The sequence below is a fragment of the Streptomyces sp. NPDC031426 genome (assembly GCF_055581585.1).
The window spans coordinates 68,441-92,548 of record NZ_JBVIJE010000028.1 but is presented as its reverse complement, the minus strand read 5'-3'; the positions used below and the strand labels follow the sequence as shown (position 1 = coordinate 92,548).

Sequence of the window (24,108 nt, the reverse complement as noted above, 5' to 3'; positions counted from 1 at the left end):
GATACGGTCATGACTCGGCACAAACACCGTCAATTGCCTTGAGTTCGGCGGTCTTGGAGGGTTACGGAAACGAGCCAGACGTTGGCTGGAACGGTCAACCTGCGACACGGGGTGGAGAGGGCCGGTCGGAGCCGAACGGGGCCGATCGGGGGCGGGCTGATCGGCGGGGCCGTGATCGGCTGCGGAGGGGCCTTGATCGGCCGGGGATGCGCTCGCCCGCATGGCCGATCGGGTGTGGCGGGTCGGACGTGCCTGGGCGGGGTGGGGTGAGGGGTGGGTTGCCGTGTGGGGTCGGGCGGGGGGAGCGTGCGGGGACTACGCTTCCCCAGTGATGGACAACCGTGTATCGCCCCGTGCCGCCGGCCCCGGGCCCCGTCGCCGTGATCGTCACGGAAGGGGCATGCGAGGGCCGATCGCGCCGCCGCAGGTGCCGCTGGCGGCCAGTCGTGCCGATGCGTTCGCGGACCTGGTGCAGGACTCCGTGGAGCGTCTCGAGCGGCGGTGGCCCCAGCTTGCCGACATCGACTTCCTGGTGCTGGAGGTGCCCCGGCTGGAGGGGCGGGGTGAGCAGGTGTGGAGTGACGAGGCCGTCCCGTTGGGCGGGGTCGTCGCCGCGCGGGACGGGCGGCGGGCGCGGGTGGTCGTGTACCGGCGGCCGGTGGAGATCCGGACCAAGGGGCGGGACGAGCGGGCCGCACTGGTGCACGAGGTGGTCGTGGAGCAGGTCGCCGAGCTGCTCGGGCTGACGCCGGAGACTGTGGATCCGCGGTACGGGGAGGACTAGTCCCCGGGGGGCCCTGCGGGGCTACGGCGCCGGCAAGGTGGGCGCCGCCCCAGCCGGCACGACTGCCCGCAGCTGCGGCGGTACTGCGCAGCCGACGACGCCACGAAACGTCACCCCTCACTTCTGCAGGACCGACAGGTCCTGCGTCGTCCTCGGTACCGCCACCATGCCCCGGTCGTTCGGGAGGGTCTGGATGGTGAAACCGGGGATTCCGGATTCCGTGGCGGAGAGGGTGCGGGAGGCGTAGACCGGGCCGCCGGAGACGGTTTCGACGGTGAGGGCGTAGGTGCCCTGCAGGCCGGAGGGGACGGGGACGGGGACGTCCTCCGTGGTGCCGGACTTGATCGTGAACGTCTTCGTCGTCGCCGTGCCGCCCTCGCTGCCCGCCGACGCGGTGACCTTGACCGTGGCGGTGGCGGTGGGCGCGGACAGCGCGAGAGTCGTGCCCTTGGCGCTGTTGTCGGCCGAGGTCGCGCGGGTGCCGACGGGGGCCGTGGCCGGGATGTAGGCCGTTTCCTGTTTGTCGCCCTTGCCGCGGACCACCCGGAGGGCCGCCACCACCGGGACCGACTGGTCCGTGGGGGTCAGTACCAGGGAGCCCGCCTCGCCCCGGGTCACCGCGCCGAGGTCCGCCGTGGTGGTCATGCCCGACTTCACGTGCAGGGTCTCGTTGCCCGCCGGGGTGATCAGGCCGCCCGGTGAGGCCAGGCGGATCTTCAGGTCGGCGTCGTCGCCGCCGGGCGTGAAGGCGATCAGCCGGACGTCGGTGGCGTCCTTCGGGATGCCGGGCAGGACCAGGCTGCCGGCGGGGTCGGCGGCCGCGGCGAGCCAGTCGCCGCCCGTCTGGTCGTCCAGGGCCTGCACCGACGCGCCGACCCGGCCGCTGCGCACACTGACGTGCACGGTCAGGTCGGCCTGCTGTGCGTCGGTGAGGGTGGAGAGCAGGATCGGCTTGCTCGCGTGCGGCGGGATGGTCTGGTTCTCGCCGAGCGGGGACTTGATCGCGCCGTCCTTGCCGTACAGCTCGATGTCGACGACCGCGGCGGAGTCGTCGGGGTTGGTCAGGTGGACGTAGTCGGTGCGGCCGGTGGCCGTACTGGCGCCCGGGAACCAGAAGTCGGTGTCCGCGGCGGCGCAGTTGACGCCCTGCAGGCCGCGGCCGGTGCCGGCGGCGACCTGGGTGGTCTCCTGGACGGTCCAGCCGGGCGCGAACTTCCCGTCCGCGGTGCCGATGAGCGCGGGCGCGTCGGCGCCGGAGGTGTCTCCGGTGGCCGGGGTACCCGGCTCCTTCGGGGTGAGGACGGGCTGGCCCGCCGTCTTCTTCCCGCCCTTGGATCCCTTCGAGCCCTTGCCCGTCTGCGGGTTGCCCGTGCCGTCCGCCGAGTTCTCGCCGGACGCCTGGAGTTGGGCCTTTCCGCCGCTCGCCGCGCCCTGAGTGACGGGCGTGAACGATGTGTACGACGTGTCGGCGATGTCCGAGATGCTCGGCGCCGGGCACAGCAGGCTCGTGCGCTGCACGGGGAGGTTCGCGGCCGCCTCGGGGGCGGCGGCGCCGGAGGCGGACGGGCCGTCGAACGCGGCGAACGCGGTGACGGCGGCCAGCGCGCTGCCGGCGGCGATCAGGGACAGGGTGGTGCGGTTCACTGCTGGCTCCCGTCGGGGCGCTCGCTGCCGGTGCCGTGGGGGTGCTGGGCCGGGTCGTAGCCCTGCTGGGCGGGGTCGTAGACCGGGTTGTAGCCCTGCTGGTAGCTCGTCGGTTCGTACGGCATCTGGTCGGCCGTACCGCCGTAGGCGTAGGGGTCGTACTGGCCCTGGCCCTGGCCCTGGCCCTGGCCCGTCTGGTACGGGTCGGCGGCCGGGTACGCCTGCTGGTCGTAGCCGGAGGGCGGGTACTGGCCGCCGTTCTGGTACGGGTCGGTTCCGTAGCCCGGGTATCCGGCGTCCACGTACGTCCCCTGGTCCCACTGAGCGTAGGACTGCTGGTGAGGTACGGCGGCCCGGGGATCCTCCGGCAGGGGCGGTGCCGCCGGCTGGTCCTCGCCGGCCTGCTCCTCGCCGGCCTGCTCCTCGCCGGCCATTTCCTCGGCCTGGGCACGCAGGCGGCGGGCGCGGCGGCCCTCGCCGGCGGTCGCCTGTGCGGGCAGCGGTTCCTCCTCGGGCAGGTCGTCGTCGACGTCGCGGCGACGGCCCGGCAGGGCGAGGACGACCAGGACCACGGCGAGCGCGCCCTGGGCCCACAGCCAGGCGGTGTGGGTGATCGGGTCGGTGTAGGTGACGTCCAGCCTGCCGCCGTCGGCGGGCAGTTGGAAGCCCTGGGCCCAACCGTCGAGCGTGGTGCGGGTGAGCACACGGCCGTTCAGGGTGGCCGTCCAGCCGTCGGAGGCGCTGTCGGCGAGGCGCAGGACGCGGCCGGCCGGGCCGGCGGGAACGGTCGTGTGGATCTCCACCGGTCCGGCGCTGACCGGCTGGGCCGTGCCCGAGCCGCCGGCGGGGACGATGGCGGCCCGCGAGACCTCCTGGTCGACGCGGTACAGGGCGCCGCCGTTCTGCTGGCTGAGCCGGCTCAGGCCGGGGGTGGTGTCGAGGACGCGGGTGATGTCGCGGGGCGCGCCCTTGTGGACGAGGACGTACCGCACGGCGAAGCCGCCGAGTTCGTCGGCCTGGTCGGCGCCGGAGCCGGCGACGAGGTTGGCGACGACCTTGTCCAGCCGGGTGTTCTCGCCGTCGGCGGCGCTGATCTCGGCGTCGCCCATGCGGGCGCCGGAGCCGCGGACCAGGGTGTAGCGCACGCGCGCGGTGGAGTCGCTGTCCAGGATCAGGGTGCGGGCCCGGTCGCCGGTGGTGGAGTCCTCGGCGACGAACGCGGGCACCTGGGTCGGATCGCGGCGCTCCAGGGGGCCGTCGGCGCCGCGGATCATCCAGCCGGCGGCGACGAGCAGCGGGCCCGCGGCCGAGGCGAAGGCGATCAGGGCGGCGACGGGCTGGCGCCAGCCGAAGCTCTGCTCGGCCACCCGCGCGCGTGCGCCGTCGGCGCCGAGGGCGGCGGCGGCCAGCAGGGCGATGCCGTACACGAGCGTGGCCGGTCCGGCCCAGGCGGACCGGTTGGACAAGGCGGCGAGGACGAGGCCGACCAGGGCGACGGCCCACGCGGTGCGGATGCCGAGCTGCCGCTCGGAGCGCAGGAGTGCGCCGAGGGCGGCGAGCACGATGCCGATGAGCATCAGGCCGTGCACGGTGCCGGGGCCGCCCGGGCTGGCGCCGAGCAGGTCGAGCGCGGAGGCGGCCGAGGTGCCGTAGGCCAGGCCGGCTTCCTTGAAGAAGCCGGTCGGGAGCAGCGTCAGCGACCACGGGGCGAGGACCAGCAGCGGAGTGCCGAGCTGGGCGAGGAAGCGCAGGGCGTGGGCGACGAGGTCGCCGCGGCGCAGGACGAGCACGCCGATGCCGAGGAGCAGCGCGATGGGCCAGACGATCGGCGTGAAGGCGGTGGTGATGGTCAGCAGCAGCGCGTACGCCCAGGTGGCGCGCCAACTGCCGCGTGCGCCGGAGCGGTTCGCGAGGCCGCTCGCGGCGATGCCGGCGCGCGCGATGAGCGGCAGCAGCACGGCGAGCACGGCGGTGCCGATGCGGCCGCCGGCCAGGGCGCCGGTGGTGGCGGGCAGGAAGGCGTAGGCGATGGCCGCCCAGGCGCGCAGCAGCCGGGAGGTGACCAGCGGCCGGGAGGCGAAGTAGGCGGTGAATCCGGCGAGCGGTACCGAGGCGACCAGCAGGACCGTCATCGCGAGTCCGGTGGAGCCGAACAGGATCGTGGCGAGGGTCGCGATGATCGCGAGGTAGGGCGGTGCGGAGGGGGTGCCGCCCGCGCCGACCGGGTGCCAGGAGTCGGCGAAGTGCGACCACAGCTCGCCGGAGCCGGCCGGGGCGGGCAGCAGGGCGCCGCCCGCGAGCGCGCCGCCGCCGAGCAGGGCGCGGCAGGCGGCCAGGGACATCAGCAGCAGCACGAGGAAGAGCACGGGGCCGGGCCTGCGGGCGATCCGCTTGAGCCGGGCGAACTGCTCGACCTCCAGGAAGTCGGCGTCGTCGCCGCCGGGCCCGGACTCCACGGCGCCGCCGTGCCGGCCGGCCCGCAAGGTGTCGTCGGAGCCGCTGGTGAAGTTGGCGGCGAGCTGTTCCACGGTGGCCCGGACAGTGGCGCCGGGCGGCGGGAAGAGCTGACGCAGTTCGCCCTTGTCGATCTGCGAGGGTCCGCGGCGGCGCCGGGCGGCGATGATCCGCTCGGGGCGCAGCAGGACGCCCAGCAGGCCGCGGATCTCGTCCACTGCCTGGCCGGGGACCTTGCCGACGAGATAGGCGACGGTCCGCAGGACGGTGCCGAAAACGAGCCGCAGCAGCGCCCAGGGCAGCGCGGCGCCGCGGGTGTTGACGAGCAGGGTGTAGACGGCACCGGCCTTGTCGACCTTGTGCGGGGAGGCGGCGGTGCGGCCCACGCAGTCGACGGTGCGGCGCTCGCGGGAGGCGGCCTCGGCGTGCCGTACGACGGCGTCGGGGGCGATCAGGACGCGGTGGCCGGCGGTGTGGGCGCGCCAGCACAGGTCGACGTCGTCGCGCATCAGCGGCAGCCGGCGGTCGAAGCCGCCGAGCTGTTCGAAGACGTCGCGGCGGACGAGCATGCCGGCACTGGAGACGGACAGCACGGTGCGCACGTGGTCGTGCTGGCCCTGGTCCTGCTCACGGCGGTCCAGGCCGGTCCAGCGGCGGCCGGAGTTGGCGATGGAGACGCCGACCTCCAGCAGCTGCCGGCGGTCGTACCAGCCGCGGAGCTTGGGGCCGACGACCGCCACGTCGTCGCGGCCGAGTTCGAGTTCGTTGTCGACGACGCGCAGCAGCTCGGCGAGGGCGTCGGGATCGGGGGCGCAGTCGTCGTGCAGCAGCCAGAGCCACTGGATGGGTTCGCCGTACGGCAGTTCGGGCAGGTCGTAGGCGTCGTCGCGCCAGGTGCGCGTGACGGGGTCCCAGCCGCTGGGGCGCTTGAGGTACGGCAGCTCTTCCGGGGTGAGGACCGGGGCGGTGCGGATCGCCTCCTCGACGGCCTGGCCGAAGCCGGTGCGGCGGGCGAGGTGCAGCACGTTGGCGTCGCCGAGGGCGTCGGTGAGCAGCCGGGCGGAGTCGTCAGCGCTGCCGGTGTCGGCGGCCACCGCGTACTGCACGGGGCGCTCCTGGGAGAGCAGCCCGGCGAGCGCGTCGGGCAGCCAGCGGGCGCCGTCATGGGAGACGAGGACCGCGGTCACCACGTGGCGCGGGAACTCAGGTGTGGCAGCTTGCTCTTGGGCTGCCGTGTGGCTGTGCACGGACATCGAGGTACGGGCCCCGGTTCGATGGACTGCGGTGGACGCCCGCGCCCTCTCGGGGGGCCAAGGGGACAGCGTGGCGTCTCGGACGAGCGACCACACTATCGGCTGGCCATCAGGACGGCCCGCCGCCTGTGGATAACCCACCGGCGACGGGCCGTTCGTGACGTCTGGTGTGGATACGAGTGCGTGGAGTGGTCAGACGGCGGCCTTCTTGAGCCGACGGCGTTCCCGCTCGGACAGGCCGCCCCAGATGCCGAAGCGCTCGTCGTTGGCGAGGGCGTACTCGAGGCACTCGGAGCGGACCTCGCAGGCGAGGCAGACCTTCTTCGCCTCTCTGGTGGAGCCGCCCTTCTCGGGGAAGAAGGACTCGGGGTCGGTCTGGGCGCACAGCGCGCGCTCCTGCCAGCCGAGTTCCTCGTCCGCGTCGTCGACCAGCAGTTGCTGCACCAGCTCGGTCATGTGCGCCCCTCGTCTGTCTTTCGCGTCCCCGTGTGCGTTGCCGTTACCGATTTCGGCTGAACGACACGAGTGAAATTACAAGTGTGCTGCTCCGGGCGAGTCAAGCCGAGATCTGCTATTGAGCCCGTTATTCACTCTGCGGAACCAAGGCCGTGCGGAAAGTGTTCAAATCGCCATAAACCGTGGCATGCAGACGAGGCCCGGAGGGGCGTCCGGAACCCGTACGGACATCTATACGGAGAAGGACGCCCTGACGTTCGATCGCGTTCCGCGAGGCTTGAGCGCCCGGATGTGCCCCATGTGTCCCGCCATCCTGGTGAACAAACCTTTCATCTCCAAGATGCACCGGATGGGGTGAAATCCGTCCCACATACCGGGCGTCGAGTTGACACCGCGGGTGTGAACCGATGTCCTAATGGGCATGCTCGCGAACTTGGCACTCACCTCGACCCGCACCGCCGGGTCCCTCGGTGCTGCCCGGTCCCGCTGTAGCTGTTGTCGCTGTTGCAGCTGTTGAGCCACACCTTGCTCCAGTTGTAGGCCCGTGTCCCGAGCGACCGGGCTTCCGTTTCTCCGCTCTCCGTTCCTTCCGGCCTTCTCCCACCGAGGAACCACCGCACCCATGAACAGCGACAACGACCTCCAGATCGCCGGCGACATCCTCGAAGTCCCGCACCTGCTCCAGCCGCCGCGCGAGCACCCGGCCACCGTTGCCGAGTTCGTCGGCCTCGCCCGCCGGATCGCCGCCGACCGCTCCCAGTGGGCACACCTCGTGCGGTACGACGCGACGACCCGCTGGTACCACCGGCTGCGCACCGGCCCCGGCTACGAGGTGTGGCTGCTGTCCTGGGTGCCGGGTCAGGGCAGCGGGCTGCACGACCACGGCCGCTCCTCCGGTGTCCTGACCGTCCTGGAGGGCACGCTCACCGAGCGCACCGATCGCGCCACGCGCGCGTTGACGGCGGGAGCACAGCGGGTGTTCGCGCCGGGGTACGTCCACGAGGTCGTCAACGACACCCTGGAGCCGGCGGCCAGTCTGCACGTGTACCACCCCGGCCTGACCGAGATGCCGATGCACACCTCCCCGCACTGCGAGGCTCGTCCGGTGACTGCCTGACGCGTTGTCGTACCCGCCTGCAACACTTGGGCCATGCGCATTGTGGTTCTGGCAGGCGGCATCGGTGGTGCCCGGTTCCTGCGCGGTCTGAAGCGGGCCGTACCGGACGCGGACGTCACGGTCATCGGCAACACCGGCGACGACATCCACCTCTTCGGGCTGAAGGTCTGCCCGGACCTGGACACGGTGATGTACACGCTGGGCGGCGGCATCAACGAGGAGCAGGGCTGGGGGCGGTCCGACGAGACCTTCCACCTCAAGGAGGAACTGGCGGCCTACGGGGTCGGGCCGGACTGGTTCGGCCTCGGCGACCGGGACTTCGCCACGCACATCGTGCGCACGCAGATGCTCGGCGCGGGCTATCCGCTCAGCGCCGTCACCGAGGCGCTGTGCGACCGCTGGAAGCCGGGCGTGAAGCTGATCCCGATGACCGACGACCGCGTCGAGACGCACGTCGCCGTGGAGGTGGACGGCGAGCGCAAGGCGGTCCACTTCCAGGAGTACTGGGTACGGCTGCGGGCCTCCGTCCCCGCCGAGGCCGTGGTCCCGGTCGGCGCCGAGCAGTCCAAGCCGGCCCCGGGTGTGCTGGAGGCCATCGCCGAGGCGGACGTCATCCTCTTCCCGCCGTCCAACCCGGTCGTGTCGATCGGCACCATCCTCGCCGTGCCCGGCATCCGGGAGGCCATCGCGGACGCGGGCGTGCCCGTGGTCGGCCTGTCCCCCATCGTCGGGGACGCTCCGGTGCGCGGCATGGCCGACAAGGTGCTCGCCGCGGTCGGCGTGGAGTCGACGGCCGCCGCGGTCGCCGAGCACTACGGCTCCGGACTGCTGGACGGCTGGCTGGTCGACACCGTGGACGCGGCCGCGGTCGAGCGGGTCGAGGCGGACGGCATCCGCTGCCGGGCCGTACCGCTGATGATGACCGACGTCGACGCGGCCGCGCAGATGGCGCGGGAGGCGCTGGCGCTGGCCGAGGAGGTGCGGGAAGCGTGAGCGAGGAGCGCCCGGAGTACACGGTCCGGGCCCTGTCGGGCATTCCCGAGGTGCAGCCGGGCGACGACCTCGCCAAGCTGATCGCCACGGCCGAGCCGGCTCTGGCCGACGGGGATGTGCTGCTCGTCACCTCCAAGATCGTCTCCAAGGCGGAGGGCCGCGTCGTCGAGGCGGCCGACCGGGAGGCGGCCATCGACGCCGAGACGGTCCGGGTGGTGGCCCGGCGCGGCGCCCTCAGGATCGTGGAGAACCGGCAGGGCCTGGTGATGGCCGCCGCCGGGGTCGACGCCTCCAACACCCCCGCCGGCACCGTGCTGTTGCTGCCGGAGGACCCGGACGCGTCCGCGCGCGCGATCCGCGACGGCCTGCGCGCCGCCCTCGGCGTCGACGTCGGTGTGGTCGTCACCGACACCTTCGGGCGGCCCTGGCGTTCGGGGCTCACGGACGTGGCGATCGGCGCCGCCGGCGTACGCGTGCTGGACGACCTGCGTGGCGGCACGGACGCGCACGGCAATCCGCTCAGCGCCACGATCGTCGCCACGGCGGACGAACTGGCCGCCGCCGGCGACCTGGTCAAGGGCAAGGCGGCGGGCCGGCCGGTCGCGGTGGTGCGCGGCCTGCCGCATGTGCTGGCCCGCGAGGACGGCGAGGGCGCGCGGGCCCTGGTGCGGACCGCGCGGGACGACATGTTCCGGCTCGGCACGTCCGAGGCGGTCCGCGAGGCGGTGACCCAGCGGCGTACGGTCCGGGCGTTCACGGACGAGCCCGTGGACGCCGGCGCGGTACGGCGCGCGGTGGCCGCGGCGGTGACCGCGCCGGCCCCGCACCACACCACGCCCTGGCGGTTCGTGCTGCTGGAGTCGGCGGACTCGCGGGTACGGCTGCTGGACGCGATGCGGGAGGCCTGGATCGCCGACCTGCGCCGGGACGGCAAGAGCGAGGAGTCCATCGCCAAGCGGGTGCGGCGCGGGGACGTCCTGCGCAACGCGCCCTGTCTGGTGGTGCCGTGCCTCGTCATGGACGGCTCGCACCACTACGGGGATGCGCGGCGGGACGGCGCCGAGCGGGAGATGTTCGTCGTCGCGATGGGCGCGGGCGTGCAGAACCTGCTGGTCGCGCTGGCCGGGGAGCGGCTGGGCTCGGCGTGGGTGTCGTCCACGATGTTCTGCCGGGACGTGGTGCGCGAGGTGCTCGACCTGCCCGCGGACTGGGAGCCGATGGGCGCGGTGGCCGTCGGGCATCCGGCCGAGGAGCCGAGACCGCGGCCGGAGCGGGACGCGGGGGCGTTCATAGAGGTGCGGTGAGTTCCGTCGTACGCGGCCCTGGCCCGCGTACGACCGCCTAGTCTCGAAGGACGCACCGGCTCCCCCAGTACTTCACAGGACCTCATTCGTGGCAGGACGTTTCGCTCAGCGCCCCACGCGCACCACCGTGCGCGGCGGCCATGCCGGCGTGCCCGCGGGCGCCGCCGGGATACCGCGGCAGGCTGCCGCTCCGGCGCGGGTACGGCGTTGGGTGCCGGACGGGCCGCTCGACCTCGGGCTGGTGCTCGGACCGCTGCGGCGCGGGCCGGCCGACCCCACCTTCCGGGCCACCGCGGACGGATCCGTGTGGCGGGCCAGCCGTACGCCCGCCGGGCCGGGCACGCTGCGGGTGCGGGCGTACGGCGGTGAGGTGCTCGGCGAGGCCTGGGGGCCGGGTGCGGAGTGGCTGCTGGACCGGCTGCCCGAGTGGCTCGGCGCGGCAGACGAGCCGGAGGCGTTCGTGCCCCGGCACCGGGTCGTGGCCCTGGCGCGGCATCGGCGGCCGGGCTTGCGGCTGACGCGGACCGGGCTGGTGCTGGAGTCCTTGATCCCCTCGGTGCTGGAGCAGAAGGTCACGACGGATGAGGCGTACCGGGCGTGGCGGTTGCTCGTGCGGAAGTTCGGGGAGCGCGCGCCCGGGCCGGCGGGGGCCGCGGAACGGCCGATGTTCGTGATGCCGGCGCCGCGGACCTGGGCGCTGATTCCGTCCTGGGAGTGGCATCGGGCCGGGGTCGACAACAAGCGGGCGTCGACGATTCTGCGGGCCGTGCGGGTCGCTGCGCGGCTGGAGCAGGCGGTGGGGATGCCGGCGGTCGAGGCTCAGGCGCGGTTGGAGGTCGTGCCGGGGGTGGGGCCGTGGACGTCGGCGGAGGTGGTGCAGCGGAGTCACGGGGCGGCGGATGCGGTGACGGTCGGGGATCTGCATCTGCCGGGGATCGTGGGGTGGGCGTTGGCGGGGGACCGTCATGCCGACGACGCGGTGATGCTGCGCTTGCTGGAGCCGTATGCCGGGCAGCGGCATCGGGCGGTGCGGTTGATTCTGCTGAGCGGGAACGTGCCTGCGCGCAGGGCGCCGAAGATGCCTCGGGTGGACATCGGGCTGCTGTGAGCTGCGCGGTGCTGCCGCTGGACGACTCGGCGTTTGGCTTGCCCACGCTTACAGGGTGCGCGGTGCTGCCGCTGGGCGACGCGGCGTTTCGCTTGCCCACGCTTTACAGGGCGCGCTGCGCTGCCGCTGGACGACGCGGCGTTTGGCTTGCCCACGCTTTACAGGGCGCGCGGTGCTGCCGCTGGACGACGCGGCGTTTCACTTGCCCACGCTTTACAGGGCGCGCGGTGCTGCCGCTGGACGACGCGGCGTTTCACTTGCCCACGCTTACACGCTGCGCGGTGCTGCCGCTGGACGACGCGGCGTTTCACTTGCCCACGCTTACACGCTGCGCGGTGCTGCCGCTGGACGACGCGGCGTTTGGCTTGCCCACGCTTTACAGGGCGCGCTGCGCCCACCCGTGCCGCCCCAGCGGCACGACTGCCCGCAGCTAAGCGGACGGCTGCGCGACCCCCCTACCGCCCTCACCGTTCCCTCATCGGCTCGCCGCCCCCGAACCCTCATCGGGGTCCGGGGGCGCAGGTCCCGTGGAGGGTGGGCCGGGCGGCAGGCGTTACTGGTCGGAGGAGAAGCGCACCGCGCCCGCCGGGATGCGGGCGTCGCACCACACGCGTACTCCCTCGCGGAGCTCGTTGTCGGCGCCGATGATCGCGCCGTCGCCGACGACCGTGCCGGTGAGGACCGTGCGTTCGCCGACGCGGGCCCTCGTGCCGATGAGGGAGTCGGTGATGACCGCGCCGGGTTCGATGACGGCGCCCGGGAGGATGGTCGAGCCGGAGACCCGCGCCCCCTCGGCCACGAACGCGCCCTCGCCGACCACCGTGCCGCCGGTCAGCTTGGCGTCCGGCGCCACCGTCGCCGTAGGAAGGATCAGGCGGTCGCCGCAGCGGCCGGGGACCGCCGGGGACGGGGCGCGGCCCAGGACCAGGTCGGCCGAGCCGCGGACGAACGCCGCCGGGGTGCCGAGGTCCAGCCAGTACGTGGAGTCGACCATGCCCTGCAGATGGGCGCCGGCCGCGAGGAGGTCCGGGAACGTCTCGCGTTCCACCGACACCGGCCTGCCCAGCGGGATCGTGTCGATGACCGAGCGGCGGAAGACGTACGCTCCCGCGTTGATCTGGTCGGTGACGATCTCCTCCGGCGTCTGCGGCTTCTCCAGGAAGGCGCGGACGCGGCCGGTCTCGTCCGTGGGGACGAGGCCGTAGGCCCTCGGGTCCGTCACCTTCGTGAGGTGGAGGGAGACGTCCGCTCCGGTCGACCTGTGGGTGTCGACCAGGGCCTCGATGTCCAGGCCCGTCAGGATGTCGCCGTTGAAGATCAGCACGGGCTCGTCGGGGCCGGAGTGCAGGCGCGAGGCGACGTTGCGGATGGCGCCGCCCGTGCCGAGCGGCTCCTCCTCCGTCACGTACTCGATGTGCAGCCCCAGAGAGGAGCCGTCGCCGAAGTACGGCTCGAAGACCTCGGCCAGATAGCTGGTGGCGAGGACGATGTGGTCCACGCCCGCCGCTTTGGCGCGCGCCAGCTGATGCGTGAGGAACGGCACCCCGGCGGCCGGGACCATGGGCTTGGGCGTGTGCACCGTGAGGGGACGCAGCCGGGTGCCTTTGCCGCCGACCAGGAGGATCGCTTCTGTCACCTGTCGTCTCTGCTTCCTGCCGGGACCGGCCGAACTACTCGTTTCATCCGTTTCGGCCGGTCAGTGTATGCAGACCGTAGCGGCGGCGCCCTTGACAACCACGCGGTTTCCCACGAGATCGGTGAGAGAACGGTGTGAGAGCGGCGCGCCCCCGAAGACTGCGCCGAGCGCGCGCCCCGGCCGGCTCAGCGCCCCTGGTAGCGCGCCGCGCTGGAACGGACCTTACCGAGCTCGGCGTAAAGCCGTTTGCCGGGGCACTCGGTGGCGGATCCGTCCCGATGGCCGGAGATCACGTTCAGTCGTACCTTCTTACCTTTGGGGTAGAGGTTGCCACCGCCCGACGTGAGATATGTCTTGCCACGTGGATCGGCCCCGTAGAGACCGAGCTTCCACGCGGTGAGCCGGGCGACGGCCCGCACCGCGGCCCCGGACGGCTTCACCGCACCGTACGAGCCGATCACGGCGATGCCCATGCTGTCGCTGTTGAAGCCGAGGATGTGTGCGCCGCGGACCGCCTTCGCCACGCCGCCGGCCCGGCCCTCGTAGATGGTTCCGCACTTGTCGACGAGGAAGTTGTAGCCGATGTCCCGCCAGCCCATGCTCGTGACGTGGTAGCGGTAGATACCGCGGATGACGGAGGGGGCCTGGGCACACGTGTACGTGTTGCCCGAGTCCGTGTGGTGCACGAAGGCCGCCTTGACCTTCTTCGTGTAGACGAAACCGGGTTCGCGCAGTGACTCGTCCGCGCCCCAGCCGCGCCGGGTGACGATCCGCGGGCGCGGCCCGATGTACGGCTTGCCCCCCACCGGGCCTTGCAGGCGGGCGAGTTCCCGCTCGGTGGCCCGCGTGCCCAGCGCCGGGATCTCCAGGGCGCCGAAGTCGGCCAGGTCGGTGTTGACCGCCGAGGCCGCGCCTGCCGCGTCCGGGTCCAGACCGGTGGGGGACGGATCGGCCGGCGCGTCCCCGGGCGGCGCCTCCTCACCGGGGTCGACGAGTTCCAGGTGCAGACCGGAGGGCAGCGGGGGCGTCGGTTCCACCGTACGACCGCGCCGCACGCCCCCGCCGGCGGCGCGGACCCGTACGTCCACGCCGTCGGAGTCGCCCACCCACAGCGGTGCGGTCGCCCCGCGGACCCGTCGCGCGTCCCGTTCCGCCGTGCCCGGGTCGGCGCCGTGGCCGGCGTCGTGTGTCTCGACGTCCCGCCAGCCGGACCACTCCCGCGTCCGCGCCGACCGCGTCCGCACCTGGACCCGGCCGCGCAGTTCGGCGTCAGGGTCCTCCCAGACCACCCCGAGCAGCGAGAAGTGCTCGCCGTCGGGCCGGTACAGGCCCTCCTCCGGGGCGGTGCCGAGGACCCGCTCGCGGGAGAGGGGGACGAGGGGCAGCGAGCGGGTGCTGCCCGGGACCCCGGCCTCTGCCGTTCGTGCGGGTGCCGCGGATGCGGCGGCCGCGGGCGGGGACAGCAGCGGAAGCGCGAGGGCCGCGGCGCAGGCGACGCCGACCGAGGGGGCGGCGATCGACCGGGCGCCGATGGACCAAGCCAGGAATCCACGCATGGTCATGATCTTGGACATACTCATACAGATCTGTCCAACGGTGAGGCGACGGTGAACTGACGGTCCGTCGGAGACCGTTCCGCCGAACCGGTGGCCCCACCGCACGCTGCGCACGCCCGCCCACGCGTACCCTTTCCCGGGTGAACGCCACCGATCGCACCCCTGCCGACCTGCTGGCTTCCGCGCTCGCCGCGGACCCCGGCCGCCCGCTGGTGACCTTCTACGACGACGCCACGGGCGAACGCGTCGAACTGTCCGTGGCCACCTTCGCCAATTGGGTGGCCAAGACCGCGAATCTGCTTCAGGGCGACCTCGCCGCCGGGCCGGGCGACCGTGTCGCGCTGCTGTTGCCGGCGCACTGGCAGACGGCGGTGTGGCTGCTGGCGTGTTCCTCGGTGGGGGTGGTGGCGGATCTCGGCGGGGATCCGGCCGCGGCGGACGTCGCCGTCAGCGGGCCGGATGCGCTGGACGCGGCGCGGGCGTGCGGCGGGGAGCGCGTGGCTCTCGCGCTACGGCCGCTCGGCGGGCGCTTTCCCCAGACCCCGGCCGGGTTCGCCGACTACGCCGTGGAAGTGCCGGGGCAGGGGGACCGGTTCGTACCGTTCGCCCCGGTGGATGCGGAGGATCCCGCGCTGATCGTCGCGGGGGCGGAGTTCAGCGGGGCCGAGGTTGTCGAGCGGGCGCTCGCGGATGCGCGTTCCTTCGATCTGACGGGGCCAGGATCGAGGTTGCTGTCCGGGCTGTCGTACGACACCTGGGAAGGGGTCAGCGCGGGGCTGTACGCGCCGCTGGCCGCCGGAGGGTCCGTGGTGCTGTGCCGGCATCTGGACCGGCTGGACGAGGAGGCTCTCGCCAAGCGCATCGAGAGTGAGCGGGTGACGGCGGTGCGCCGCTGAAAGGCGCGGTTTGCCGCGTCCCCGGGCAGTCGCGGTTCCCCCGATCGGCCTAGTAAAGGGCGCTTCCCCCACCCTCCCCCGCCATGGTCGTAAGAGCAGGACGTGACGCTCGTACGCCGTGAAAGGGTGCCCCACCCGTGACCGACACCGTTGGCAAGCCCCTCGGTCCCGGTCTGGGGGCCTCCGCCACCGGCACGGGGCTCCTACGGCGGCATCGGCGGCGGTGGGTGAAGGCGACGGCGCTGGGTGTGGCCGCGCTCGTCGTGGCGGGCGTCGGGGCCGGCTGGGCCGTCTACGCCAAGCTCAGCAACAACATCACCGCCGACGACGCGGCCGCCCGCGAACTGGAGCGGTACGAGCGGGAGCGGCCCACGGAGCTGGTGCGGGGCGCGCAGAACATCCTGCTGATCGGGTCGGACACGCGGGCCGGGGAAGGGAACTCCGCGTACGGGCGGGATCTGGGCAGCGAGCGGTCGGACACCACGATCCTGCTGCATCTGGCCGCCAACCGGCGCAGCGCCACCGCCGTCTCCCTGCCGAGGGATCTGATGGTGGACATCCCCGGCTGCCGGCAGCAGGACGGCAGCCGCAGCGAGCCGGTGTTCGCGATGTTCAACCACGCCTTCCAGGTGGGCGGTTCGGCGTGCACGATACGGACCGTCGAGAAGCTGACGAACATACGGATCGACCATCACGTGGTCGTGGACTTCAGCGGGTTCAAGAAGATGGTGGACGCCGTCGACGGGGTGCAGGTCTGCCTGAAGGAGCCCATCGACGACAAGGCGGCCCTGTTGAAGCTGCCCGCGGGCAAGGTCAGGCTCAACGGGGAGCAGGCGCTGGGATTCGTGCGGGCCCGCAAGTCGCTGGGCGACGGAAGCGACACCGAACGGATGGAACGCCAGCAGCGGTTCCTCGGCGCGCTGGTGGACAAGGTGCAGAGCAACGACGTTCTGCTGAACCCGGTGAAGCTGTATCCGGTGCTGGACGCGGCGACCTCCGCGCTGACCACGGACCCGGAACTGGCCAGTCTGCGTGGCTTGTACCAGTTGGTACGCGGGCTGCGCGACATCCCCGCCGAACGGGTGCAGTTCCTGACCGTGCCGAGGGAGTCGTACATCTACGACAGCAATCGTGACCAACTCGTGGAGCCGGAAGCCGAGAAACTGTTCGCGCGACTGCGGGCCGATCAGCCCGTGGCGGTGGCCCGGCAGACGCCGCAGGAGGCCACAGGGACGGACGGCAGGCCCGACGGCAAGAGCGACCCCTCCCCCGCGCCGACGTTCCGCGGGAACACCGCCGCCGAACGCACCTGTGAGTAATGCGCACATCAAAACGCCGAACTTACGTCCGGGAAATGCGGCGGATTGCCCAGTTGTAGGCACGGGGAATTTGTCAGCGGCGTCGCTTGACGCTGAACTGGGCGGATAGTGTGAGCGATCCGGTGCACCTGGCCGCGAGGTCCGACCTGGGTCGTGCACTGTTTCACCGAGACCCGAGCGTCTTTGAGGGGGAAGGCGCCGCGTGGCCCCGACGGAGGATTCGGACAACCGTGGACGCGCAAGGCCGTGGGCGGGCGGACAACATCGATCCCGCCGACCAGTGGGTGCTCAATCCGAACACCGGTGAATACGAACTGCGACTGGGCACTTCCGCACCGCAGTCACCGGTTCCCGGTCCCCGTAGACCCGCCGCCCGGGACGGCGTCGGCGCGCCGCGCCGCCGTGACGAATCGGCGCCCGGCGGGACCCGCGAGCCGCGCCGGGCGCGCGGCGGTGACGTACCGCCCTCGCGGTCGGCCCGGCGCCGGGGCGGTGAGCCGGAGCCTCCGCAGGGGCGCAGGGCCGCCCGGCGTCCGGTGAAGAAGAAGTCGAGGGTGAAGAAGGTGCTGGCGTGGACCGCCGGCGGGACGGCCTTCACGCTGGTCGCCATCGGCACCGCCGGCTATCTCTACCTCAAGCACCTCGAGGGCAACGTCACCACGACGGACGTCGGCAGCGCGGGCAAGAGCGGCTTCAGCAAGGACGACGCCTTCAACATACTGATCATCGGCACCGACAAGCGGACCGGGAAGGGCAACACGGGCTACGGCGACGCCAACAGCGTCGGGCACGCGGACACCAACATCCTGCTGCACGTCTCCAAGGACCGGACGAACGCGACCGCGCTGAGCATTCCGCGCGACCTGATCGTGAACGTGCCGGACTGCCCGACCAAGCAGGCCGACGGCTCGACCAAGGTCATCCCCGGCTCCGACAACGTCCGCTTCAACACCAGCCTCGGCCAGCAGGGCCGCGACCCCGGCTGCACCATGCGCACGGTCGACCAGCTCACCGGCATCACGGTCGACCACTTCATGATGGTGGACTTCAACGCGGTGAAGACGCTGACGGCCGCGGTCGGCGGCGTGGACGTCTGCCTGGCGCACGCCGTGAACGACTCGGGCTCGCATCTGAAGCTGTCCGCGGGCAAGCACAACATCCAGGGCGAGCAGGCGCTGGCCTTCGTCCGCACCCGGCACAGCTGGGGCAACCACGGCGATCTGGACCGCATCAAGGTCCAGCAGCAGTTCATGTCCTCGCTGATGCGCAAGATGTCCTCCAGCGACACCCTCTCCAGCCCGACCAAGCTGATCAGTCTGGCGGAGGCGGCCACGAAGGCGCTGACCGTCGACAAGGGCATCGGTTCGGTGAGCACGCTCAAGGACGTGGCGCTGGAGCTGAAGAAGGTGCCGACGAAGAACATCTCCTTCGTGACCGTGCCCGTGCTCGACAACCCGGCCGACGGCGTCTACCACAAGACGGTCGTCGTCAACCCGAGTGCCGCCCCGCCGGTCTTCGACGCGATCAAGAACGACGTCTCCTTCACCGAGGTGAAGAAGAAGCAGAAGGAGGCGAAGGACGCGCAGGCCGCGCTCCTGAAGGGCAGCAGGTCCGCGCCCTCCGACGTGCGGGTGCGGGTCCTCAACGGCGGTGCGGTCGGCGGCAGCGCGCAGCAGACCCTCGACTGGTTGCAGACCAAGGAGGGCGTGCTCAAGTCCGAGAACGCGGGCAACGCACCGGCCGCACTGAGCAAGACCACGCTGGAGTACGCCCCGGACCAGGCGGCGCAGGCACGGGAGCTGGCCCACCTCATGGGCCTGCCGGGCTCCGCGCTCAAGCCCGGCAAGAGCGTGATCAACTCGCAGGGTCTGCCCGCGATGACGCTCACCCTGGGCAAGGACTTCAAGGGCGCGGGCGTGTCCCTCACCGCTCCGGTCAAGGCGCCGACGATCGACAAGTCGACGGCGAACGAGGTCAAGTGCGCCAGCTAGGCACTCGGGCACAGCTGCGGGCCGTGCGGCGGCGCGGTGCGCCGACGGCATGAAAGAGCGGCATGAAAGAGCCAGGGCCCTCCCCACGGGAAGGGCCCTGGCTCTTTCGTACGAAGGTCAGTTGGCGGCGAGAACCGCCGGCCGCCGTGACGCGATGACCTTGCGCGCCAGCGACTTCGGGCTGGTCAGAAAGCCCCAGCCCCACGACATGTGCATGGTGGCCAGGGCCACCGGGATCTGCAGCCGGGCCTTCGCGGACAGTCCCTTGCCCGCCGGGACCGAGCCCGCGACGATCGCCGCCAGATAGCCGCCGGGGACGACCAGGGCCCACGGGGTGAGCACCGCGCCGACGGCGATTCCGGCCGCGATCGCGCAGAGGGCCGTCGGCGGGGCGAGGTAGCGCAGGTTGATGGAGCCGGAGTGGTAGCGCGCCACGACGTGCCGCCAGCGGCCGTAGTCCTTGTACTGCTTGGCGAGGGCCCGGACGGAGGGGCGCGGCCGGTACGAGACCTTGAGCTCGGGCGAGAACCAGATCAGGCCGCCCGCCTCACGGATGCGGAAGTTCAGCTCCCAGTCCTGGGCGCGGATGAACTCCTCGTTGTAGCCGCCCTGCTGCTCCAGGGCCTCGCGGCGGAAGACACCGAGGTAGACGGTCTCGGCGGGCCCGGCCTCGCCGCCCGTGTGGAAGGCGGCGTTGCCGACCCCGATCCTCGAGGTCATCGCGGCGGCGACGGCGTGCTCCCAGTCGTTCTCGCCCTCGGCGTGCATGATGCCGCCGACGTTCTGCGCGCCGGTCTCCTCCAGGAGCCGGACCGCGGTGGCGATGTAGTTCGGCGAGAGCATGCCGTGGCCGTCGACGCGGACCACGATCGGGTGCCGGGAGGCCTTGATCGCAGCGTTCAGCGCCGCGGGGGTGCGGCCGGTCGGATTCGGGACGGTGTGCACACGCGCGTCCTCCGCCACGAGCTGGGCCGCGATCTCGTCCGTGCGGTCCGTGGACGGACCGAGGGCGATCACGACCTCCATCTCGCCGGCGTACTCCTGCGCGAGGATCGCTTCGACGGCCCCGCGCAGATGCCGCTCCTCGTCGAGGACCGGCATGATCACGGAAACAGCGGGGAGCCGCACGTCGGGCTTGGCGTTCATAGGGGGCTCACGTTACCGCGAACGGGGGACACCGGTGCGCGCCGCCGGGGCGTGGGACCGGGCTGGAGATCGTATCGGCCTACCGTGCTCACGGATCCCACGTACGGCGTCGTCCGGAGGTGTCCCCCTTGGCAAGCCCGCCCCGGTCCCCCGCGCGTCCGCAGCGCCGACCGCAGCCGCCCCGCCGTGTGCCGCGCCCGCAGCAGCGGCCCGTGCGGTCGGTACGGCCGCCACGGCGGCCCCGCTGGGCCATGCGGGCGGTGAGCACGCTGTCCGTCGTCGTGCTCGCCTCCGCCGGGATCGGGCACGCGGTGATCAGCAGCCTGGACGCGGGGATCTCCCGGGTCGACGCCTTCAAGGACATGAAGAACCGGCCACTCGCGGGCCACGGCATGAACATCCTGCTGGTCGGCACCGACGGCCGCGACAAGATCACGGAGCGGGAGCGGCGGGCGTACCGGCTGGGCGGGGCGCCCTGCCACTGCACGGACACGATGATGATCGTGCACATCTCGGAGAACCGGGAGCGGGCCACCGTGGTGAGCCTGCCGCGCGACTCCTACGCCGAGGTGCCCGCGAGTGCCGACCCGGCGACCGGGAAGCAGCACCCGGCGCATCCGATCAAGCTCAACGCCGCCTACTCCGAGGGCGGCCCCCAGCTGACCGTGCGCACGGTCGAGAGCATGACCCATGTGAAGATCGACCACTATCTGGAGGTCGACTTCACCAGCTTCATGAAGACGGTGGACGTCCTCGGCGGAGTGACGGTGTGCACGCCGACCCCGCTGAAGGACGCGTACAGCGGGCTCGACCTCAGCCCCGGCACGCACACCCTGAACGGCGGGCAGGCGCTGCAGTACGTGCGGGCCCGGCACGTCGACGCGACGAGCGACCTGGGCCGGATGAAGCGGCAGCAGCGGTTCCTGGCCGCGCTGATCGAGCGGGCCACCTCCTCCGGGATGCTGCTGGACCCGATGCGGTTCCGGGACGTGTCCCGCGCGGTGCTCGGCTCGGTCCGCGCCGACGAGGGCTTCGGCACCGACGAGCTGCTCGACCTGGGCCGGGCCATGCGGAACTTCTCCCCCTCCTCCTCCGAGTTCACCACCGTGCCCATCGGGCAGGTGAACTACGGCGTCAAGGGCATCGGCTCGACCCTGAAGTGGGACCAGGCCAAGGCGGACCAGCTGTTCGCCGCCCTGCGCGACGACAAGCCGCTCACCGTGGCCCCGCCCCCGCACCCGCACCGCGCTCAGGCGCACGTGCCGCCTCCTGCCACCATCGACGTGGACCCCGGACAGGTCCGGGTGCAGGTGGCGAACGGCACGGGCACCGCCGGCCTCGGCAAACGCCTCGACGCGGCGCTCGCGGCGACCGGCTTCGCCGCGACGCACCAACCGGTGACGGCCGCCCGCGTGCCGCACACCGTCATCTCCTACGACCCCCGCTGGGACCGCTCGGCCCGCGCCCTGGCTGCCGCCCTGCCGGGGGCCGGGCTGCGCGCCGTACCGGGCCAGGGCCCGCTGCTGAAGGTGGTCGCCGGGGCGGACTTCAAGGACGTGCACCGGGTGCACTTCGAGGACCCCGCCCAGCCGCAGCAGACAACCGTGCGCGGCAGCGAGGTGGTGTGCTCGGGCGTCTAGCCCACGAGGCGCACTTGACCTGGTCGGCCGTGTGAGGGGATGCCCGCGCCCCGGAAGTCGGCGCCGAGCCGCAGCGCGATCGCCGGGAGTCCCTGGTCGTTGGTCTCGCTCCGGCCCGGTTCCAGCGCGGCGGCCGGCAGCCCCATGAGGTCGGCCACGAAGGCGAGCGTGCCACTGGTCCACAGCAGAACCCTTTTTCCGAGGGACTTCCGGCCGGCCTTCTTTCCGGTCCCGCGCCGGGCACGGCCGCCGGCACGGCTGCCGGCTCGGCCCGCCGTGCGGCGAGGGCCGGGCCCCCGGGACTCCCCCGCCCCATCCGGTGCCGACCGGGGCCCCGGCACCTCCGGCCGGCCGGCGGGCGGGGTCGGCCGCAGCTCGTACTCGCCCGTGTGCGGGTTGCGCACCCACTGGTCAGCGGGGTCGAAGCCGTCGCCGCGATCCAGGCCTGACGTGTGCACGCCATCACGATATCCGCACGGATCACCGACAGCGGACGGCCGTGACCTTTCCCACTCTCCTACAACCCCCCTGAAAAAGGCGGAAGTTGCTAGTCCTCGAAGCCCTCGGCCGCACGCTTCTCGCGCAGCTCGCGAATGGCCCGGCGGCGGGCCAGGCGGTGGGTGCGGCGGATCTGCGCCTCCTGGTAGCGGCGGCGGTCCCGGTCGGTCTCCGGGATCACCGGTGGCACCCTGCGCGGCTTGCCGTCGGCGTCGACGGCCGCGAAGACCAGATAGGCGGAGCCGACCTGGGTGGGCGGGGCCGACTCGTTCCAGCGCTCGGCGAGGACCCGGACGCCGACCTCCATGGAGGTGCGGCCGGTCCAGTTCACCTGTGCCTTCACATGGACCAGATCACCGACGCGGACCGGCTCCAGGAAGGCCATCTCGTCCATGGAGGCCGTCACGGCGGGACCGCCGGAGTGCCGGCCCGCCACGGCGCCCGCCGCGTCGTCGACGAGCTTCATGATCACCCCGCCGTGCACCGTCCCCAGCAGGTTGGTGTCGTTATGGGTCATGATGTGGCTGAGGGTGGTGCGCGAGGCGGATGTCGGCTTGCCCGGGATATCCGGTTCGATGTCCGGTTCCGCGTCCGTGGCCTGGTCTGTCATGCCCTCCACCTTATGCCGAAGTGACAATCGCGGATTTTGTGTCGGCTTCGCAACAGCGGCGCTGTTATTTTCCGACAGCCCTTGTAAGCCTCACACCGAGGCCCTGCACACTGGGGCGCATGAATGACTGGCCCGAGGGATGGTCCGACGACAACCGCGGCCCGCGCTACGGACGCGGCAGTGCCGGCGCACAGCCGGAGAGCGCCCGCGTCATGCGTCAGGTGCGGCGCGGCCCGGCGGTACCGCCCGGGCAGCGCTCCTACGGCGACCCTGGCCCGGCGGCGCCGCCGTACGGGGCCGGAGTCCCGCAGCAGCCGACGTACGTCGACGGCCAGGGATACGACGACGGCGCCGGTTACGACAGCGGCTACAACACCGGGCAGGTGTACGGCGGCGGTGGGCGACCCGGCGGTTTCGTGCCCAACGACAACGACGCGGACCCGGAAATCGACCGGTACCGGCCGCGCCCGAACTGGCGGCGCCGGATCAAGTGGACCGTGATCACGCTGGCGACCGTGCTGGTCGTCACATCCGTCGCGACCTACTTCTGGGCCGACTCCAAGCTGCGCCGCGAGGTCGACCTGTCCAAGGTCATCGACCGGCCGGCGTCGGGCGCCGGCACCAACTACCTGATCGTCGGCTCGGACAGCCGTGAGGGCATGTCCAAGGCGGACGAGAAGAAGCTGCACACCGGCGCCGCCGAGGGCAAGCGCACGGACTCGATGATGATCCTGCACGTCGGCGACAACGGCGACACGCTGATCTCGCTGCCGCGCGACTCGAACGTCGCGATCCCGTCGTTCCAGGGCTCCACGTCCGGCAAGATCCGCCCCGCCATGGGCCAGAACAAGCTGAACGCGGCGTACGCGTACGACGGCCCGACGCTGCTGGTCCGCACGATCGAGTACAACACCGGTCTGCACATCGACCACTACGTCGAGATCGGCTTCCAGGGCTTCGCCAACATCGTGGACGCGGTCGGCGGTGTCGAGATCAACATCGACAAGGGCTTCAAGGACAAGTGGTCCGGCGCCGACTTCAAGGCCGGCAAGCAGACGCTGAACGGCCAGCAGGCCCTCGCCTTCGTCCGCACCCGGCACGCGTTCGCCGCCTCCGACCTGCAGCGCACCAAGAACCAGCAGAAGTTCCTGTCGGCCCTGGCCCACCAGGTGGCCACGCCGGGAACGGTCCTGAACCCCTTCAAGTTCTACCCGACCATGGGTGCGGGCCTGGACTCCCTGATCGTCGACAAGGACATGTCGCTGTGGGACCTGGGCTCGATGTTCTGGGCGATGAAGGGCGTCCAGGGCGGTGACGGCACGTCCATGAACATGCCGATCTCCGGCTCCGCCGGCGGCAACCTCGTCTGGGACAAGGCCAAGGTCAAGACGCTGGTGAACGAGCTGAACAACGACCAGAAGGTCACCGTCTCCGGCAACTAGGCACTCGTCCACGGCGGGGTAAAGCATCGATCAAGGCGCGCTGTTCATTCCGCCGATACCGGACGAATCGACCGGATGTGCGAGTCCGGGGTTTGTCAACGCCGTGTCCAGCCGCTGAACTGTGTGGACAGTGTGTGCGATCCGGCGCGGAACGACCGCGCCGTCGTACGCCGTTCGACCGACTGTAGCGAGGGGCTTGGGGGGCGACTCGTCGCGCGGCCCGGCGGAGGACGAAGCGACCGTGGACACACAAGGCCGTGG

Annotated in this window: 18 protein-coding genes; 10 read left to right on the top strand and 8 right to left on the bottom strand. The window is 72.1% G+C overall.

The genetic code is table 11. The features are described from left to right. Window positions 1-331: 331 nt before the first annotated feature. Window positions 332-784 carry a metallopeptidase family protein gene (locus tag ACZ5NH_RS37050; protein ID WP_468781638.1) on the top strand — a complete coding sequence of 151 codons (453 nt, stop codon included), beginning with the start codon at window positions 332-334 and terminating at the stop codon, window positions 782-784. Window positions 785-901: 117 nt separating this feature from the next. On the opposite strand, the gene ACZ5NH_RS37045 is transcribed toward ACZ5NH_RS37050, so the two are convergent. From ACZ5NH_RS37045 to ACZ5NH_RS37035, 3 genes are all read right to left on the bottom strand, one after another. Further along, window positions 902-2,428 carry a DUF5719 family protein gene (locus tag ACZ5NH_RS37045; RefSeq protein ID WP_468781636.1) on the bottom strand — a complete coding sequence of 509 codons (1,527 nt, stop codon included), beginning with the start codon at window positions 2,426-2,428 and terminating at the stop codon, window positions 902-904. Then, window positions 2,425-6,135, bottom strand: a complete 3,711-nt coding sequence (locus tag ACZ5NH_RS37040) for a glycosyltransferase family 2 protein (RefSeq protein ID WP_468781634.1) — start codon at window positions 6,133-6,135, stop codon at window positions 2,425-2,427. Before ACZ5NH_RS37040 ends, ACZ5NH_RS37045 begins: the two co-directional genes overlap by 4 nt. Before the next feature lie 192 nt (window positions 6,136-6,327). Beyond that, window positions 6,328-6,591, bottom strand: a complete 264-nt coding sequence (locus tag ACZ5NH_RS37035) for a WhiB family transcriptional regulator (protein ID WP_003975777.1) — start codon at window positions 6,589-6,591, stop codon at window positions 6,328-6,330. 622 nt (window positions 6,592-7,213) lie between these two features. On the opposite strand from ACZ5NH_RS37035, the gene ACZ5NH_RS37030 reads away from it, so the two are divergent. The 4 genes from ACZ5NH_RS37030 to ACZ5NH_RS37015 all read left to right on the top strand — a co-directional run bounded on the left by ACZ5NH_RS37030 (window position 7,214) and on the right by ACZ5NH_RS37015 (window position 11,113). Beyond that, window positions 7,214-7,708, top strand: a complete 495-nt coding sequence (locus ACZ5NH_RS37030; RefSeq protein WP_468781632.1) for a cysteine dioxygenase — start codon at window positions 7,214-7,216, stop codon at window positions 7,706-7,708. Window positions 7,709-7,741: 33 nt separating this feature from the next. Continuing rightward, on the top strand, window positions 7,742-8,701 hold the full coding sequence (gene cofD, locus ACZ5NH_RS37025; RefSeq protein WP_388631789.1) for a 2-phospho-L-lactate transferase: 960 nt from the start codon (window positions 7,742-7,744) through the stop codon (window positions 8,699-8,701). Continuing rightward, a complete protein-coding gene (locus ACZ5NH_RS37020) occupies window positions 8,698-10,005 on the top strand; it encodes a coenzyme F420-0:L-glutamate ligase (RefSeq protein ID WP_468781629.1) in 1,308 nt (435 codons plus the stop codon). The genes cofD and ACZ5NH_RS37020 overlap by 4 nt, the downstream gene beginning before the upstream one ends. 88 nt (window positions 10,006-10,093) lie before the next feature. Beyond that, entirely contained in the window at window positions 10,094-11,113 is a 1,020-nt protein-coding gene (locus tag ACZ5NH_RS37015; protein ID WP_468781627.1) for a DNA-3-methyladenine glycosylase family protein, read from the top strand. Between the two features lie 553 nt (window positions 11,114-11,666). On the opposite strand, the gene manB is transcribed toward ACZ5NH_RS37015, so the two are convergent. Both manB and ACZ5NH_RS37005 read right to left on the bottom strand, forming a co-directional pair. After that, window positions 11,667-12,749: a mannose-1-phosphate guanylyltransferase gene (gene manB, locus ACZ5NH_RS37010; protein ID WP_468781625.1), complete on the bottom strand. Its 1,083-nt coding sequence runs from the start codon at window positions 12,747-12,749 to the stop codon at window positions 11,667-11,669. A gap of 185 nt (window positions 12,750-12,934) precedes the next feature. Next, complete coding sequence (locus ACZ5NH_RS37005) at window positions 12,935-14,305, bottom strand: peptidoglycan recognition protein family protein (RefSeq protein WP_468781623.1); 1,371 nt, start codon at window positions 14,303-14,305, stop codon at window positions 12,935-12,937. 140 nt (window positions 14,306-14,445) lie between these two features. Here ACZ5NH_RS37005 and ACZ5NH_RS37000 point away from each other — a divergent pair, with 140 nt between their 5' ends. The 3 genes from ACZ5NH_RS37000 (at window position 14,446) to ACZ5NH_RS36990 (ending at window position 18,511) form a co-directional block, all read left to right on the top strand. Beyond that, a complete protein-coding gene (locus tag ACZ5NH_RS37000; RefSeq protein ID WP_468781621.1) occupies window positions 14,446-15,201 on the top strand; it encodes a TIGR03089 family protein in 756 nt (251 codons plus the stop codon). A gap of 137 nt (window positions 15,202-15,338) precedes the next feature. Further along, window positions 15,339-16,520 carry an LCP family protein gene (locus ACZ5NH_RS36995; RefSeq protein WP_468781619.1) on the top strand — a complete coding sequence of 394 codons (1,182 nt, stop codon included), beginning with the start codon at window positions 15,339-15,341 and terminating at the stop codon, window positions 16,518-16,520. A 230-nt stretch (window positions 16,521-16,750) separates the two neighbouring features. Next, window positions 16,751-18,511 carry an LCP family protein gene (locus ACZ5NH_RS36990; RefSeq protein ID WP_468781617.1) on the top strand — a complete coding sequence of 587 codons (1,761 nt, stop codon included), beginning with the start codon at window positions 16,751-16,753 and terminating at the stop codon, window positions 18,509-18,511. A 117-nt stretch (window positions 18,512-18,628) separates the two neighbouring features. Here the strand turns inward: ACZ5NH_RS36990 and ACZ5NH_RS36985 are convergent, their stop codons facing one another. Beyond that, a complete protein-coding gene (locus ACZ5NH_RS36985) occupies window positions 18,629-19,657 on the bottom strand; it encodes a glycosyltransferase family 2 protein (protein WP_468781615.1) in 1,029 nt (342 codons plus the stop codon). A 128-nt stretch (window positions 19,658-19,785) separates the two neighbouring features. Between ACZ5NH_RS36985 and ACZ5NH_RS36980 the strand changes: the two genes are divergently transcribed. Continuing rightward, on the top strand, window positions 19,786-21,297 hold the full coding sequence (locus ACZ5NH_RS36980) for an LCP family protein (RefSeq protein WP_468781612.1): 1,512 nt from the start codon (window positions 19,786-19,788) through the stop codon (window positions 21,295-21,297). On the opposite strand, the gene ACZ5NH_RS36975 is transcribed toward ACZ5NH_RS36980, so the two are convergent. Further along, window positions 21,294-21,755 carry a hypothetical protein gene (locus ACZ5NH_RS36975; protein ID WP_468781610.1) on the bottom strand — a complete coding sequence of 154 codons (462 nt, stop codon included), beginning with the start codon at window positions 21,753-21,755 and terminating at the stop codon, window positions 21,294-21,296. The two genes, ACZ5NH_RS36980 and ACZ5NH_RS36975, sit on opposite strands and share 4 nt — an antisense overlap. Before the next feature lie 89 nt (window positions 21,756-21,844). Continuing rightward, on the bottom strand, window positions 21,845-22,405 hold the full coding sequence (locus tag ACZ5NH_RS36970; protein WP_388631812.1) for an acyl-CoA thioesterase: 561 nt from the start codon (window positions 22,403-22,405) through the stop codon (window positions 21,845-21,847). Between the two features lie 119 nt (window positions 22,406-22,524). Here ACZ5NH_RS36970 and ACZ5NH_RS36965 point away from each other — a divergent pair, with 119 nt between their 5' ends. Further along, window positions 22,525-23,847, top strand: coding sequence for an LCP family protein (locus ACZ5NH_RS36965; RefSeq protein WP_468781608.1), 1,323 nt, complete (start codon window positions 22,525-22,527; stop codon window positions 23,845-23,847). Window positions 23,848-24,108: the final 261 nt, after the last annotated feature.